Raw genomic sequence first — 15,206 nt, 5'->3', positions numbered from 1 at the left:
TTATATCCGCCGCTACGTATCGGCTAGCCGCCCGGCGCACGCATGTTACCTTGCTATTCCACACTTCAGTATCCCACTTATGATGACCTGCGTTATTTTTGATGACGAGCCGCTGGCCCTCGATCTGCTGACCGACTATTGCGCGCAAGTGCCTGGCCTAGAGTTGAAGGCGCAGTTCGATGATGCCTTGGCAGGCTTGGCCTTTTTGCAGGAAAATCGGGTTGATATCGTGTTTCTGGATATCCATATGCCGCGGCTAACTGGCTTGCAGCTGGCCCAACTTCTACCGGCCCCCACGCCACGCATCATTTTCACCACGGCCTACGACCAGTACGCCGTTCGGAGCTACGAGCTCAACGCCGCCGACTACTTGCTTAAGCCCATTGCCTTCGAGCGTTTTGTGCAGGCCGTCCAGAAAGTACGTCAGCAACTCAGTGCCCCAGCCCCTAGCTCTACCCCGGCCAGTACGTTGCCTGCTGCCATTCCGGAAGCACTCGCCACCGCCCCCGACGCCATGTTCGTGAAGAACGAACACCGGTTGCAGCGCGTCGCCTTCGACGATATCCTCTACATAGAAGGCATGAAGGAGTACCTGATGATTTACACCACCACAGGGAAGGTGCTCACCTTGCAGTCGTTCCGGCGCATAGAAGAGGTGCTGCCACCCGAGCGGTTTGCGCGCATCCACAAATCCTACGTGGTAGCGTTGAGCCGTATCGAGCACGTAGAGCGGGGCAAGGTGCAGGTGGCTGGGCGCCTGCTCCCCATCGGCGACACCTACCGCGAATCGTTTGCCACGCTGATTCGGGCGTATCAACAGTTGTAGGGATGTGGCTACCGCTCTACCTGTTCTGCTTGGATACGAGGCGTGTAGAAGACAACAGCTTGTGGCTCTGCGGTATGGCCCTAAAAAAGTACAGCCACTCTGGTGAGGAGCGGCTGGACAACGTTGCAAGAGGTATGCGGGACGAATACTATTTGTTATAATCCAAGTGCTAAATTAACTGAATTTATTTCACTGAAAGTTTTTTTGCTATTTCTGCCGTGTGACGGCCCTGGTAGCGGCCACCCTCCAGCTCGTTGGCACTTGGCTGCCGCTCACCTTGGCCGCCGGTTACAGTACTGGCGCCGTAAGGCGTGCCACCCGTTACCTCATCGTGGCCCATTTGGCCCTGCCACGCGTAAGGCAAGCCCACAATCACGAAGCCGTGGTGCAACAGCTCAGTATGGAAAGCGCGCAAGGTGGTTTCCTGGCCGCCATGCTGGGTAGCCGTACTCACGAAGGCACTGCCTACTTTACCAACCAGTGCTCCTTTGGCCCACAAACCACCCGTGCTGTCCATGAAGGCCTGCATCTGGCCGCATAGGTTGCCGTAGCGGGTAGGCGTGCCGAAGATGATGGCATCGTACTCCACTAGTTCGTCGGGAGTGGCTACGGGCACGTGCTCGAATGCCTTTTGTGCTTCTGTAGCTCCGGTTTTGTCTAGTATTTCGCGGGACAGTGTTTCAGGCACGCGCTTCAACGATACCTCGTTGCCCTCTACCTCCCGGGCCCCTTCTGCTATAGCCTCGGCTAGTTTGTAGAGATGACCATACGTGGAGTAAAACAGAACCAGAGTTTTCATACGATAAGGAGTGAAATGGAAGAGGAAATATGTTTGTGCGAGTTGGGAAAAAAGCACGGAGAAAACAACGGACCCTACACAAATATGTAGGTACATTAATGGACAGTACGGCTTGTTGGCTCGGATTGTTTTCCTTCGCCATCAACTAGTTCGGAATAGTTCAGGAAATTTTTGGGCTGGTTGCTTATCTGCATGCAACCCTTGGGGCAGGGTGTAGGCTCTTGCATCTGTAGCGACGCCTTCAAAAGGCTAGCCTCACGGATTTTGTTTAGTTAGCTTACGGCCTATGCAATTTATATACGTTCAGTGCGCGCGAGTCTGGCAGGCAGCGCAGTCTGTACGGGTACACGGTTCCGGCCCCGGAGGTCGGGCAGCCCGGTGAGTGCTCTTTCCTCTTTGTCTCTGCGGCCCGCCACCGGGTTGCGGGGCTTGCTCGCCGGTACACCGGCCCCGTCGACTGAAGCTTTCACTTCGCCCGCTCCTTCCGTGCGCCAACTCACACCGCCTTCCCAACTCAGCGAGGCTGAGCTAATAGACGGGTGCCTAGCGGGCAGCCGCCTCATGCAGAAATATCTCTACGAGCGGTTCTCGGGACGGATGATGGCAGTATGCCTGCGGTACGCCCAAACCACGTTCGAGGCCGAAGACGTGTTGCAAGAAGGATTTATTACGGTGTTCCGCAATCTGGGCAGCTTCCGCCGCGAGTGCCCCTTAGAGTTCTGGATCCGGCGCATCATGGTAAACGCTGCCCTGCGCCAACACCGCCGCAACGCCCCTTTAGTAGCCGTTAGCGAAGGCGAATATCCCGAAGAGTTGGCAGATGAGGAATTTACATTAGCCAATTACGGTTTCGAGGAACTTTTGACCATGGTGCAGGAGCTGGCGCCCCGCTACCGCATGGTATTCAACCTGTTTGCTGTTGAAGGCTACGGCCACAAAGAAATAGGGGAGATGCTCGGCATTTCCGAAGGCACCAGCAAATCACAATATTCCCGGGCACGGGCAATCTTGAAGTCGAAAATCGAGCGTCTTGACGCACAATCCAATCATGGCCACTTCCGCACCTAATACCACTCCTGACCCCCGGCCCACCGGCGACCTGGAACATCTGTTTCGACAGAAGTTCGCGGACGCCGAGGTGACGCCGCGTGCCAGCCTCTGGGAGCAACTCGACCACGAGCTGCTTGTCGACCAAAACAACACTTACCGCCATCGGCTACGTGTGCACCGGTGGGTGGCCGCGGCTTGCCTGTTGTTGCTGCTAAGCGTAAGTGGCTGGGCCTTGTTGCATGAGTGGCAACCCGCCGCTCCTGGCTTGGCCGTACAGCGGGGCACCGGTGCCGATAGCCACACCGGAGTAGCGGCCAACGGCCTATCAGGCACTGCATCGGGTAGCGCCGCCACTGCTGCTGGTACTGCTTCCGCCGCTTCCAACAATACAGAAGATGCCGCTGATGCTTCAACAGGTGCGGCCAAGGAGCTCTTGGCGAGCGAAAACCACCTGCCGATGCCTGCCGCCGAGCAAGGGGTAGTTGCATCGGATGCTAGTCAGACTGCTGGTTTGGTAGCTGCTCCGCAAGCCGCTACTGGCCGTAGTGTAGGTTCTAATGTGTACTCTGTGGGCACTATGCCAGCCGCTATGGGTGTAGCTGGCAGCTACTACAGTGCCAATGGCAGTAGGCCGTCCGGCCAAGCGGGTTTCCCAGCGGCCACAAGCTACTCAGGTATGGAAACGGAGACGGCTACGGTTGGCTGGAACGGGGTGTCTCCGCGCTTTGCTAGCCTACGTGGGGGCTGGTTGGGCTCCCGCCCTGATACCTTGAAACGCTCGTTGTTGTCAGCTCCGCAGCCAGCCATTGGTACGTTGGCCGCCGCGCAGGATCAAACCAAAACAGCTGCCAAGCAGTGGCGCCGATTGCGCCTCGGCGGTAGCTATGCAGTAGGAGCCTACAACCCCAACATCAACTTCTCCGACGACAACGGGATGGTGCAGGCCGACCGGGTTGCCAACGCCCTCCGCAGCTATTATCAGGAAGATGCCGAAGCAGAATACCGCCGCAACCTGCGGGCGGGCCTCAGCCAGCGCGTAGCCCTCACGGCGGCGTACACCCTCAACAAACGCCTGACGCTTGTTTCGGGAGTGGAAGCCGCCCAGCAACACGCCACGTCAGCCACCAGCTACGACTTTCTCGATGGCCGGCAAGTGAGCCGCGGAGTAGCCGACTTATTCAACAATACCAGCTACTCTTACGTGTTGTCTAACCGGGCAGCAGCTCCCGCATCAACCCGCAAAACGGCTTACCGCTACCGCTCGGTGGCTGTTCCCGTAGCCTTGCGGTATGGTTCGCAGCGGACAGGTGTGTCGCTATATGCCAAAATGGGCGCGGCAGTAGGGTTGCTGCTCAATAGCAACTCAAAGTTTGTGGAGCCGTCGGTAAGGGTGGCCAATAGCCCTGCTTCCTTTGCACCGGCCAGTGCGGATGCGAGCCGCGCGTATTCGGTGGGGTCGTCTGATTCTCCGTACCGGAAGGTGCAAGCCTCTGTGCGGGGTGGCGCCGGTATACGCTACCAACCAGCCAACGCTAACTGGAGCATGGTAGTTGGGCCTACTGCCGAAATGGGCCTCACGACGCTGAATGCCAACCCCAGCCAGCGCGGGCTCAGCCAAAGCCGGCCGCACAGTGTAGGTGTGGAGGCGGTTGTAGAATTCGGCCGACCCAAGCCAATGCCTGTGGCGCAGTAAGTAGCTGGCACTCTTCTTGATTCACCTTTTCTATGATCCGACTTTTCGCCTACCTACTAACTGCTTTGCTCTCGTTGGGGGGGATGGTGGCGTGTAGCACAAATGCTGATTTGGATGCTAGCCCGAGTTGCACCGGCAATTTTTCCGAGACGCTAATTGAGCAGCTCAAACAGGAACCCAAGCGTACTCCAGTAGCGGAAGTTACGCAGTACACGTATCAAGGACAGATGGTGTACCTCGTGACGGGTGGGAGTGGTACGGTTTCCAATGGAGCCTCTATCAACCTCAACTACCTGTTCGATAGCTGCGGGAAGGTGGTGTGCGCTGCCAGTGGTGGACCCAACAACGACGGTGACGGCATTTGCCCCGATTTTAAAACCACTGCTACCAATCCCGTTCTGATTTGGCGCGACCCGCGCTGACAGTGTAGCAGCAGCTGGCCACCTCATCCGGAGGTCTGCTGCGTGCTTGTTTGAAACCACATTCTATGTTCCAACCATACTCGCACAAACTATGAAAACACTTCTGTTTCTTTTGACTGTTTGGGGGTTGTTAGGGTTGATGCAGTGCAGCAAAAAAGATGCAGAGCAATTGACCCTCAACGATACGATAAAGCTTGAAAGCAAGAAAAGTACGACCGTTAAAGCTGCTGATTCCAATGTGCAGTTCACCGTCAGCGGCATATCCGATTCGCGTTGCCCGGCCAACCTGCAATGCATCTGGGCTGGGGAAGCTACTGTGGATGTGGAGCTACGGGATGCCATTGGGGCCGTGCAAAATGCTTCCCTCTGTCTCGGCGACTGCCGCGGTAAAAACGATTCGGCTACCGTGGTGCTCAACACCATACCCCACTGGCTAACGCTACTGGCCGTTGAACCTGGTCCTGCGGCTACGGGCACTTCCTCGGCCCAAACAGCGTCGTTGCGGCTAACCCGCCAATAATACCCTGCGCCTTACCACACCACACTCCTGAGAACCTGCTCGTAACCCGGGCAGGTTTTTTTGTTTCCGAGGAAACCTCCACTTTACTAATGCAGTTATCCTAGGCTGACCTTTTTGCCAACTCGCGGTCTAGTAGCTAATTTCCTTCGCATGAACTATCAACTTACCTCGGAATTCAAACCCACCGGCGACCAACCGCAGGCTATCAAGCAGTTGGTGGAAGGCGTCAACAACGGCGAGCCGGCGCAGGTGTTGCTCGGGGCCACGGGCACCGGCAAAACGTTCACCATGGCCAACGTTATTGCCGAAACCGGCAAGCCCGCCTTGGTGCTGTGCCACAACAAAACCCTGGCCGCCCAGCTCTACGGCGAGTTCAAGCAGTTCTTCCCCAACAACGCCGTCGAGTACTACATCAGTTACTACGACTACTACCAGCCAGAGGCCTACATTGCCAGTACCGACGTCTTTATCGAGAAAGACTTGGCCATCAACCAGGAAATCGAGAAGCTGCGGCTGCACACCACCTCCACGCTGCTCAGCGGCCGGCGCGACGTGATTGTTATTGCGTCGGTGTCGTGCATCTACGGTATCGGCAACCCCGAGGAGTTCAGCAAAAACGTGATTTACTTGGCGCCAGGCCTGCGCTACTCGCGCAACAACCTGCTCTACCAGTTTGTACAGATCCTGTACTCGCGCACCGAGATGGAGTTTACGCGCGGCTCGTTCCGGGTGAAAGGCGACACAGTGGACATATTCCCGGCCTACGCTGACTATGCCTACCGCATCTTCTTTTTTGGCGACGAAATCGAAGCCATCCATAAGATTGACCCGGTGAGTGGCAAGAAGCTGGCCGATGAAAAGTCGGTGACGCTGTATCCGGCTCAACTGTTCGTGACCGGCAAAGACACGCTCAACCAGGCCATCAAGGAAATCCAGTTCGACATGGTGCAGCAGCACGCCTACTTCGAGAAGGAGGGGCGCGACTCGGAAGCCAAGCGCATCATGGAGCGTACCGAATTCGACTTGGAAATGATTCGGGAGCTGGGCTACTGCTCGGGTATCGAGAACTACTCGCGGTACTTCGACGGCCGCAACCCCGGCACCCGCCCGTTCTGCTTGCTCGACTACTTTCCCAACGACTACCTGCTGGTAGTAGATGAAAGCCACGCCACCATGCCCCAGATTCGGGCCATGTGGGGCGGCGACCGGAGCCGCAAAACGGCCCTGATTGAATACGGCTTCCGGTTGCCTTCGGCCCTAGACAACCGCCCACTCACGTTCAACGAGTTCGAGAGCATGTATCAGCAGGCCGTATTCGTGTCGGCTACCCCGGCCGACTACGAGCTTACCCAGGCCAACGGCGTGGTAGTCGAGCAGATCATCCGGCCGACCGGCCTATTGGATCCGGAAATTGATATTCGGCCTTCGGTGAATCAGATTGACGACTTGCTGGACGAAGTGGACAACCGGGTGAAAATGGGCGACCGGGTGCTGGTAACCACGCTTACCAAGCGAATGGCCGAAGAACTACAGAAATACATGGAGCGCCTTGGCATCAAGTCCAGCTACGTGCACTCCGATGTGAAAACCCTGGACCGGGTGGAAATTCTGCGTCAGCTGCGCCTCGGCGAAATTGATGTGCTGATTGGGGTAAACCTGCTACGCGAAGGCCTGGACTTGCCCGAAGTGAGCCTCGTTGCCATCCTCGATGCCGACAAGGAAGGCTTCCTACGCGACCAACGCAGCCTGATTCAGACCATGGGCCGCGCCGCCCGTAACGACCGGGGCAAGGTTATCATGTACGCCGACCGGATGACCGGTTCCATGCAGCGCGCCATCGACGAAACCAACCGCCGCCGCGCCACGCAGCTCGCGTACAACCAGGAGCACGGCATCACGCCACGGACAGTGCGCAAGTCGCGCGAGGCCATCATGGAGCAGACGTCGCTCTCCGATTATCGTATTGCCGAGCCGCAAGCCTACGTTGGGCCCGACACGGACACGGCGCTGGCCATAGCCGCCGAGCCAGTGATATCCATGATGACCCGTCCCGACTTGGAAAAGCTCATCAAGCAAACCGAGAAAACCATGGAAGCTGCCGCCAAGGACCTCGACTTCCTGACAGCCGCTAAGCTCCGCGACGAGTTGGCCGCGCTGAAGCAGGTGCTCAAAACTAAGCGGGAGTAGTAGAACGAATTTCAGTGGAAGAAGCTGTTTTGATTGGGGCAACCTGATCAGAACAGCTTCTTATTCTTTATAGGCATTCCCAGTTGCAAGCAAGTACGCTTGCTGGGTTGCAGCTCTAGCCAACACGGGCTCTAGGGCGTTGAGACGTTTTACAAGTACAAATCAACCATGTGCCGCCACGCCACTGGGTTGTGCGCCTCACCTTCCCACACGTGCAGCTGACTGTCAACCCCTTTTTGCTGAAGCTGCTGGTTTAGAAACAGGTTGTCTTGCAGAAAAGCGTCTTCGGTGCCGATAGCTAAGGTGATTTCCAAGTTGCGCAGCTGCGCCAGATAAGAGTCGTCCTCTAGGTTGGGGATGAAGCGGTTGGGGGTGTTCAGGTACACATTCTCGTCGACGTAGCCCTGAAACAAGTCGGGAAACGAAGCCATGGCTTGCGTAAGGTCATAGCGGCCGCTCATGCCCACCACTTTGCCAAACCGGTTGGGGTGCCGAAACGAGAGGTTGACTGCATGGAATGCGCCCATGCTGCAGCCAGCGGCAATTAGAAACGCGTTGGGGTTTGTGGCTTCACTCATGGGCAGCACCTCGTCCAGAATGTACTGCTCGTACTGTAAATGGCGTTGAATGCGCTCCACTGGCGGCTTGTCGAGGCTGTAGAGACTTTCGGCATCAATGCTGTCCACACAATAGAGTTGCAGGAAGCCGCTTTCTACTTTGGCTTGCAGGGCCTCAATCACGCCCCAATTTTCGTAGTCGTAGAAGCGGGCTTTGCGGGTAGGGAATAGCAGTACCCGGGCGCCGGTTTCGCCAAAAACTAGCATCTGCATCGGCCGACCCAACGCAGGACTCTCCCATTCATGGTATTCGCGGCGCATCAGCAAAACGGTTAGTGGCTACCTAAATAGAAAGGCGGATTTTCAGGATAATGGCTGCTGGTGTTGCAGCATATGGTCTAGTTGGGCGCTGATTTTCTGCTGCCACAGGGTGTAGCCTGCCGGCGACAGGTGCAGGCCGTCGGGCTCGAAAAACGCAGGGTGCAGGTTGCCTCGCTCATCGAACATGGGGTAGTAGAGGTCGAGATAATAGAGCGGTGGGCCTTGCAACGACACCAGCCGACTGACGCAGCTGTTGGCATACTCGATGCTACCGCGCAGGTGTAACCGCGCAAAGCTCAGTTTGATTGAAACAAAGCACACCGGAATGTTGCCAAGCATGGCTCTAATGGAAGCCAGCAAGTGCTCGTAGAACAACACCACTTCTTCGGGCGTGCGTCCGTCGCCTAGGTCGTTGTCGCCGGCATACACCATCACCATGTTGGGCTGGTGCTGCGGCACCACGCGTTTGAAAAACCAAGCGCAAGCGGCCAGGGTAGACCCTCCAAACCCGAGGTTGAGCGCCTGGACCTGCGGAAAGCACTGTTCTAGGTTCGGCCAGCGCGTGAACGTGGAGCTGCCGTAGAATATCACCTTCTGCAACCCCGACTGCACCACTGGTTTCGCTTCAAGTTGCCGTATTTCTTCCTGGTACCACTGCATGTATTCCTTCTGGAAAGCGCCAAGCGCATGAACTCATGGATGCACACCTTGGCCAACTGCCGTTGCCGAAGCAAGCAGGGGAGAGCAAAGGTCGACTAAAAGAGTAGTGTACTCTTTACGTGAATGTTATGAATCAAAGCTACGCACGCAACTTCCTTTCCCTGCTTGTTGGGTGCCGTGGCGGGTGTTAGGGTCAGGCGTAGCACTTAGCTTGCCAAGACAGCTGGCTGGTGGTCGAGGGCCAGGATTCGGTCTTTGTAGGCCGCCGGCAACAGCCCCGCTTTTGCCCACTTGCTGGCGGCCAGATGCTGTGTGCGGCGGTAGAGCGGCAGCAGCAGGGGCAGCCACGTCCGGTTGCCCAGGTGCAACAGCGCCCGAACGTGTGGCGGCACCACGAGGCGCTGGGCTTGTAGCAATAATCCGTAGCGCAACTTGCCTAAGTGCCGGCGGTATTGCCGGTATAGGTCAGTGGTGTAGTGGCTGTGCGCTAGGTTCTCGTCGAGGTGTTGCTGCCGAACCAGCAGCCACGCTGCATATGATTCGGGCAAACCCGGCACGCCCATTCGGGCACCCACCCGCCGAAACACCGTGAATACTTCTTCTTTTTCCGGTGCGCTAAGAGGGCGCTCCAGCACCTCGAAAGCCCGAATAGAGTAATCGATGAGCAGGAACAGCACGTCGCGGTAGGCCCAGTCGGGGATGGACATGCCGCGTTTAGCCTCCACCGCTCCATGAATGGCCGCAATAGTGTCAATGGCACGCTCGGCAGCGGCACGTTCAGCAAATACAATCTGGCGCGCATAGTCGACCGTGGAAAACAGCCGGGCCAACGGGTCGGCGGGAAGCTTACCAGTGAAGTACAGCCAGTCAACGGCCTTGTTCAAGGCAAATTCAGCCGCCGCACCAGCAAAAATAAATAGCACCGTGTCGGCCTTGCCCCAGATGTCTCGTACCACCGACCCGGGAGCCACAAAATATTCCATATACCAATAATTGAGAGCGTAAGCCAAACAAGAAGGAGTGGCCTGGCTGCTATGACTACACTGAAACCAGGGGCAAAAGTTGCTCTGGCTAGCCTGTCTCGCCTAAAAGCAAGTCGCACAGGCTAAGGCCATACAAATGTATTCAGAGTACTTTGTATTGCAAAGTAAAATAGCTGACTTTTGCACTACGCGTATTCTCTCCACAACAGCTTCTCGCCAACTTGCCACTTCAATCAAGCACAACCGTTGCTTGTAAGCGGGACCCCCTAGCCAGCGTAGCAGCCTCGCTTGACTTCACCTTGTATGGCATCATCCCTTCAAAAAGCTCGGTCGCGGATTCCCGAAGCAGCCCAGCAGCATAGGCGGAACCGCATACTTTACGGGGTGCTTGTCTGCTGCACTGTGCTGCTGGGCTTGGGCTCCCGCCGCTTTGCCGTTATGCTGCCTGCGCCAGTGGCTGCCTATTCCGGCGACACACTGTGGGCGCTGCTGGTTTTCTGGTTGCTGGGCTTTGCGTTACCTAGTTTGTCGAGTAGGCGAGTGGCTGGGGCGGCTTGGCTGTTTGCCGTAGCTATTGAAGTAAGCCAGCTCTACCAGGCACCTTGGCTGAATGCGCTTCGTAGTACTACCATTGGGGCGCTGGTTTTGGGCCATGGCTTCCTGTGGAGCGACTTGCTATGCTACAGCACTGGGATACTGGTGGGGCTAGCTTGTGAGCTGCTGTGGTTGCAGAAACGGAGTAGCCTACCACCCACATAAAACCCCAACTGGTTTTAAAGCCAATTGGGGTTTTGCGTACGGGTGTTGGCGTAAGTGGGCGCTTAGAAAGGACGATTACCGGCTAGGTCCACTCGCTGGATGGTGTAGGTGGCGCGTGAGGCGTCGCCGCTTAGCAGCTGGTTCAGGTAGGAGTACAGCACGTAAATGTTCTTGCCGTCGCTGGTGGCCGTGGTAGGGAAAACTGGGCCGGTCCGGAAGGTGGCAGCTAGCTGGCCCGTAGCCCATTGGTTGGTGGTCAGGAAGGATTGCACATTGCCTGCCGCAGCACCAAACGCATTATTCACCACAACCAATTGTTTGCCATCCTGGCTGAGTAGTAAGCCATCAGGGTTGAGCAGAGGCGCATCCAGTTCAACCAAGCTGTAAGCAGCCGGCTCCCGCACAGGAATGCGCAGGATCTGGCTGGAGCTGGTGAGGGCAACCAAGAGGTACCCACGGTTGTCGTACACGATGCCGTTGAAGCCGAACGCGCCGGCTGGCGTGGCAAACGCCGGGTCCTGAAAGAAAACCGTAGCGTTGCCGCTAGGGTCTACTTTGTAGATAACTGGTGAAAAGCTGTTGGTTACGTACGCGTTGCCCTGCGGATCAAGCGCAATGTCGTTGGCGAAATTGGCCGTGGTATTGCTAACCTGGCCCAGGTTCACGAACTGAAGCGGGCTACCCGTCGTGAGGTCGTAGATACCCAATGCTGCCAGGTTGCCCTGCGTCGGATCCGCAACTGCCACCAGCACCCGGTTGCGGGCCTTGTCCACCGTCAGGCCCACGGTAGCCACCAAGCGGGAGTCCACTATAAAAGGCGTGTAGGTGCCATCGAAGTTAACGGCGCCAATGGTGCCTTGCGCAAAGGAGCTAACCAAGAAGCGGTTGTTTTTCTCGTCCAGCACCGACCCTTCCGGATACAGCCCTGGCTGAGTGAAAGTGGTTTGCTCGGCAATGGCCGTCTTTTTTCCTTCCTGGCTAGCCGTTTCGAGGCCGGCATTGTCCAGCTCTTCCAACGAAGCATTCGGGGAGCAAGCTCCCAGCCAAACGGTAGCTAAGGCCAAGCTTACCTGTGTGAACACCGAGGCAGCGGTTGGCAAGCGGAATAAGGATGCGCGCATACATGTACAGATGTAAAGGTTACGATTTGTGAAACTGGCCAAATCGTAACGCGCAGCTTCTGCTATTGTTTACAGTAGCAAGTGTCGAGCTTACGAACACCACCAAACCACCGGCATAAGTGCTGGTGAAGCCAGTGAAGCTCGTGCTTGCGGAGCGTATCCAGCCGCCTGCTTGCTCACGGTCGGGTAGCCGACCTGATACTTGCGCCTAAGCTGGTAAGAGAAGTTCTGCTCAGCAACACCGGCACTAATGAATACAAGGGGTGTTGTACGCTCAATAGCGCTGGGAAACGTGCGCTGCTTTCTTTCCGCAATACGTTCAGATACTGAGCAAGCGACGCGCTGAAGCAGCTAAAAATGCCTTTTTGCTCGCCCAGTATTGTGAGTGGGTGCCATCGAAACTATGCTAGACCAGGATATTTATGAGCATAATTCGGGCATTGCTACATAGTGATAGTAATAATAAATTATATTTCAAAAGGAAATAAATTTCTTGTTATCCAGATTCTTGGATAGGTTTGGATAACTGCGCAGTCTTACGCAGTTGTAACGGTACTTTTTCACCCTCACCCTCTTATATGAAAGCATTCTTTACGCCAACTATCTGCCGTCCTTTAGTTGTAGCAGCTCTGCTGGCTATTCCAGGATTGGCGGCGGCGCAAAACACCCCGCTTGCCGATGCGTTGCAGCAACTGGGCAATCGGCAGACCCGCATGGGGCTAAGCGCCATTGACGTGGCTAATCCGGCAGTTACCAGCTCCTACACCGATGCGAGCGGCGAAGTAACGCACGTGTACTTGCGTCAGCGCCACCAGGGCATTGAAGTGTATGGGGCCGAAGCCAACATCCACCTCGACCGCGCCGGCAAAGTAGTGGCCATGCACAGCGACTTCGTAGCCAACGTGGCTGTGGCAGCGCGCAGTGCTTCTACGGTTCCTGGTCTGTCGTCGGTGCAGGCAGTGGCTGCGGCTGCTCGTGTGCTGAACCTGCCCGGACCTGGCAGCCTGACCGTCACCAAAGCGGGTACTCCCACCGAGGGCCTGACGTACTCAGAGGGTGGTATTTCTTTAACTCCTATTCCTGTGAAGCTGATGTACCAGGCCCGTCCTAGCGGCGAACTGGTATTGGTATGGGACGTGACCATTGCTCCCAAAGTAGGTGACCACATCTGGAATGTGCGTGTGAACGCGCAGACAGGCCAACTGGTAGATAAAGTTGACTTCACTATTTACGAGCCCGTCGACTTTCAAGCGTTAACGCAACGCTCATTGGCGTCGGCCACGTGGCCCCAGGCGCAGGCTGCCAGCCCAACGGCTACCCCCAACAGCTACAACGTGTATCCGCTGACCGTGGAGAGCCCTATCCATGGAACCCGGCAGCTGGTAGTGAATCCTGCTGACGCCACGTTCTCGCCCTACGGCTGGCACGATACCAACGGTATAGCTGGTGCTGAATTCACCATCACCCGCGGCAATAACGTGCACGCGTATGAAGACCGGGCCAACCTAAACACCCCCGGCTACAGCCCCGACGGTGGCACTGACCTGAGCTTCGACTTTCCCTTCGACCAAAATCTGCTTCCGTTAGCCAACCAGAACGCTGCTATCACCAACTTGTTCTACTGGAACAACGTGATACACGACGTAATGGCAACTCACGGCTTCGACGAGGCTAGTGGTAACTTCCAGGTGAAAAACTACACCGTTGCGGGCTTAGGCAACGACGATGTGCGTGCTGAAGCTCAAGACGGCGGTGGCCTCGACAATGCCAACTTCGGTACGCCCGTGGACGGTATGCGCCCGCGTATGCAGATGTATCTGTGGTCGGCACCTGCCTCCTTGGTTATCAACGCACCTTCCAACGTTGCCGGCACATACAAGGCAACAACTGCTGGCTTTGGTAAGCAATTGGCCCCTGGCTCGCCTTTCACTGGGCAGTTTGTGCTCGTAAACGACGCTAGCGCTACTACCTTAGGCTGCACCACTCCCTTCATCAACGCTGCCGCTGTCAACGGTAAAATAGCCGTGCTTGATCGGGGTTCTTGTGACTTCTCCGCGAAAGTTCGTAATGCCAAACTAGCTGGAGCTAGGGGGGTAGTGGTAGTAAACAACGTGCCTGGTGACCCTATCACGATGGGCGCTGGTGCCGATACCACCAACACCGGCATTCCATCCGTTATGATTTCGCTGGCTGACGGTACCGCCCTCAAGGCTAGCCTAGCGGCCGGAAACACGCCGAGCGGCTCCCTGGTTGCTGGTATTCCCCGCGACGGTGACTTCGACAACGGCATCATTGCCCACGAATACGGCCACGGCATCTCCAACCGCCTCACCGGCGGCCCCGCTAACGTGAGCTGCCTCGGCAACGCCGAACAGATGGGCGAAGGCTGGAGCGACTTCTTCGGCTTGTGGATGACCACCAAGCCCGGCGACCAAGGCGCTACGCCTCGCGGCATCGGTAACTATGCCACTTCTCGCACCCCCGACGGTGTAGGTATCCGTCCGCAGCGCTATTCCACGGACTTCGCCGTGAACAACCAGACCTACGCTAACATTGGGGTAGCCCCGTACACGGCTGTGCACGCCATCGGTTCAGTATGGGCTGCTACGCTCTGGGATTTGAACTGGAAGATGGTGGAGAAGTATGGCTACAACCGCAACCTGAAAGCGGCTACCGGCGGCAACAACATCGCCCTCAAGCTCGTGCTCGACGGCCTGAAACTGCAACCGTGTAGCCCCGGCTTCCTCGACGGCCGCGACGCCATCCTGCGGGCCGACTCGATCTATAACAACAAAGCCAACACGTACCAGATCTGGCAGGTGTTTGCCCGTCGTGGCATGGGTGTTGATGCCGTGCAGGGTTCTAGCAACCTGCTCACCGACCAAGTGGCCGGCTACCTGATTCCAACCCGCGTGCTGGCTACCCAGTCGCAGCAGCAGCGCGACCAGTTGCTGGAGCTGTATCCGAATCCCGCCAACAGCGAGCTAACGGTCAAGCTGCCCGTAAGCAGCAAGACGCCAGTACAAGTATCGGTGGTGGACATGCTGGGCAAGACGGTGCAGACTTCTGCTACGCCTTCCAGTGAGTTGCAGCGCGGCTTGCGCCTCAACACCACGGCCTTGGCACCTGGCTTGTACATCGTGCAGCTACGTTCCGATGCCGGTTCCTTCACCAAGAAGATCCTGATTCAGCACTAAGCACACGCCGCACGCCTGCAAGCGTTCAGCGTAACACAACAAAAAACCCAGTAGGCAATTGCCTGCTGGGTTTTTTGTTGTGTTACGCTGAACGCCAACCAGTATATATTC

13 protein-coding genes are annotated in these 15,206 nt (G+C 56.7%); 8 read left to right on the top strand and 5 right to left on the bottom strand.

Translation table 11 applies throughout. The features are described 5' to 3' along the window. The first annotated feature begins 79 nt into the window (after window positions 1-79). Window positions 80-826 (top strand): LytR/AlgR family response regulator transcription factor, encoded by a 747-nt coding sequence (locus MTX78_RS19925; RefSeq protein WP_243797711.1) that lies wholly within the window; start codon window positions 80-82, stop codon window positions 824-826. 184 nt (window positions 827-1,010) lie between these two features. On the opposite strand, the gene wrbA is transcribed toward MTX78_RS19925, so the two are convergent. Beyond that, window positions 1,011-1,625, bottom strand: coding sequence for an NAD(P)H:quinone oxidoreductase (gene wrbA, locus MTX78_RS19920; RefSeq protein WP_243797709.1), 615 nt, complete (start codon window positions 1,623-1,625; stop codon window positions 1,011-1,013). A 378-nt stretch (window positions 1,626-2,003) separates the two neighbouring features. On the opposite strand from wrbA, the gene MTX78_RS19915 reads away from it, so the two are divergent. From MTX78_RS19915 to uvrB, 5 genes are all read left to right on the top strand, one after another. Continuing rightward, complete coding sequence (locus MTX78_RS19915) at window positions 2,004-2,693, top strand: RNA polymerase sigma factor (protein WP_243797707.1); 690 nt, start codon at window positions 2,004-2,006, stop codon at window positions 2,691-2,693. After that, the gene (locus MTX78_RS19910) at window positions 2,674-4,368 is read left to right on the top strand and encodes an outer membrane beta-barrel protein (RefSeq protein WP_243797706.1); all 1,695 of its coding nucleotides are present in this window, start codon (window positions 2,674-2,676) and stop codon (window positions 4,366-4,368) included. The genes MTX78_RS19915 and MTX78_RS19910 overlap by 20 nt, the downstream gene beginning before the upstream one ends. Window positions 4,369-4,400: 32 nt before the next feature. Beyond that, on the top strand, window positions 4,401-4,790 hold the full coding sequence (locus tag MTX78_RS19905; RefSeq protein ID WP_243797704.1) for a DUF6970 domain-containing protein: 390 nt from the start codon (window positions 4,401-4,403) through the stop codon (window positions 4,788-4,790). A gap of 91 nt (window positions 4,791-4,881) precedes the next feature. Continuing rightward, window positions 4,882-5,310 (top strand): hypothetical protein, encoded by a 429-nt coding sequence (locus MTX78_RS19900; RefSeq protein ID WP_243797703.1) that lies wholly within the window; start codon window positions 4,882-4,884, stop codon window positions 5,308-5,310. A 150-nt stretch (window positions 5,311-5,460) separates the two neighbouring features. Then, complete coding sequence (gene uvrB / locus MTX78_RS19895) at window positions 5,461-7,497, top strand: excinuclease ABC subunit UvrB (protein ID WP_243797701.1); 2,037 nt, start codon at window positions 5,461-5,463, stop codon at window positions 7,495-7,497. A gap of 149 nt (window positions 7,498-7,646) precedes the next feature. On the opposite strand, the gene MTX78_RS19890 is transcribed toward uvrB, so the two are convergent. From MTX78_RS19890 to MTX78_RS19880, 3 genes are all read right to left on the bottom strand, one after another. Next, window positions 7,647-8,375, bottom strand: a complete 729-nt coding sequence (locus tag MTX78_RS19890; protein ID WP_243797699.1) for an esterase family protein — start codon at window positions 8,373-8,375, stop codon at window positions 7,647-7,649. Between the two features lie 42 nt (window positions 8,376-8,417). Continuing rightward, complete coding sequence (locus MTX78_RS19885) at window positions 8,418-9,035, bottom strand: GDSL-type esterase/lipase family protein (RefSeq protein WP_243797697.1); 618 nt, start codon at window positions 9,033-9,035, stop codon at window positions 8,418-8,420. A gap of 206 nt (window positions 9,036-9,241) precedes the next feature. After that, complete coding sequence (locus MTX78_RS19880) at window positions 9,242-10,018, bottom strand: oxygenase MpaB family protein (protein ID WP_243797696.1); 777 nt, start codon at window positions 10,016-10,018, stop codon at window positions 9,242-9,244. Between the two features lie 303 nt (window positions 10,019-10,321). On the opposite strand from MTX78_RS19880, the gene MTX78_RS19875 reads away from it, so the two are divergent. Continuing rightward, window positions 10,322-10,777 carry a ribosomal maturation YjgA family protein gene (locus tag MTX78_RS19875; RefSeq protein ID WP_243797695.1) on the top strand — a complete coding sequence of 152 codons (456 nt, stop codon included), beginning with the start codon at window positions 10,322-10,324 and terminating at the stop codon, window positions 10,775-10,777. A 62-nt stretch (window positions 10,778-10,839) separates the two neighbouring features. Here MTX78_RS19875 and MTX78_RS19870 read toward each other — a convergent pair whose 3' ends face one another. Continuing rightward, window positions 10,840-11,898, bottom strand: a complete 1,059-nt coding sequence (locus tag MTX78_RS19870; protein ID WP_243797694.1) for a hypothetical protein — start codon at window positions 11,896-11,898, stop codon at window positions 10,840-10,842. Between the two features lie 578 nt (window positions 11,899-12,476). On the opposite strand from MTX78_RS19870, the gene MTX78_RS19865 reads away from it, so the two are divergent. Beyond that, window positions 12,477-15,095 carry a T9SS-dependent M36 family metallopeptidase gene (locus tag MTX78_RS19865; protein WP_243797692.1) on the top strand — a complete coding sequence of 873 codons (2,619 nt, stop codon included), beginning with the start codon at window positions 12,477-12,479 and terminating at the stop codon, window positions 15,093-15,095. Window positions 15,096-15,206 lie beyond the last annotated feature (111 nt).

Source organism: Hymenobacter tibetensis (genome assembly GCF_022827545.1).
GTDB lineage: Bacteria > Bacteroidota > Bacteroidia > Cytophagales > Hymenobacteraceae > Hymenobacter > Hymenobacter tibetensis.
The sequence above is the reverse complement of the archived record's forward strand: the minus strand, read 5'-3'. Positions and strand labels throughout refer to the sequence as shown.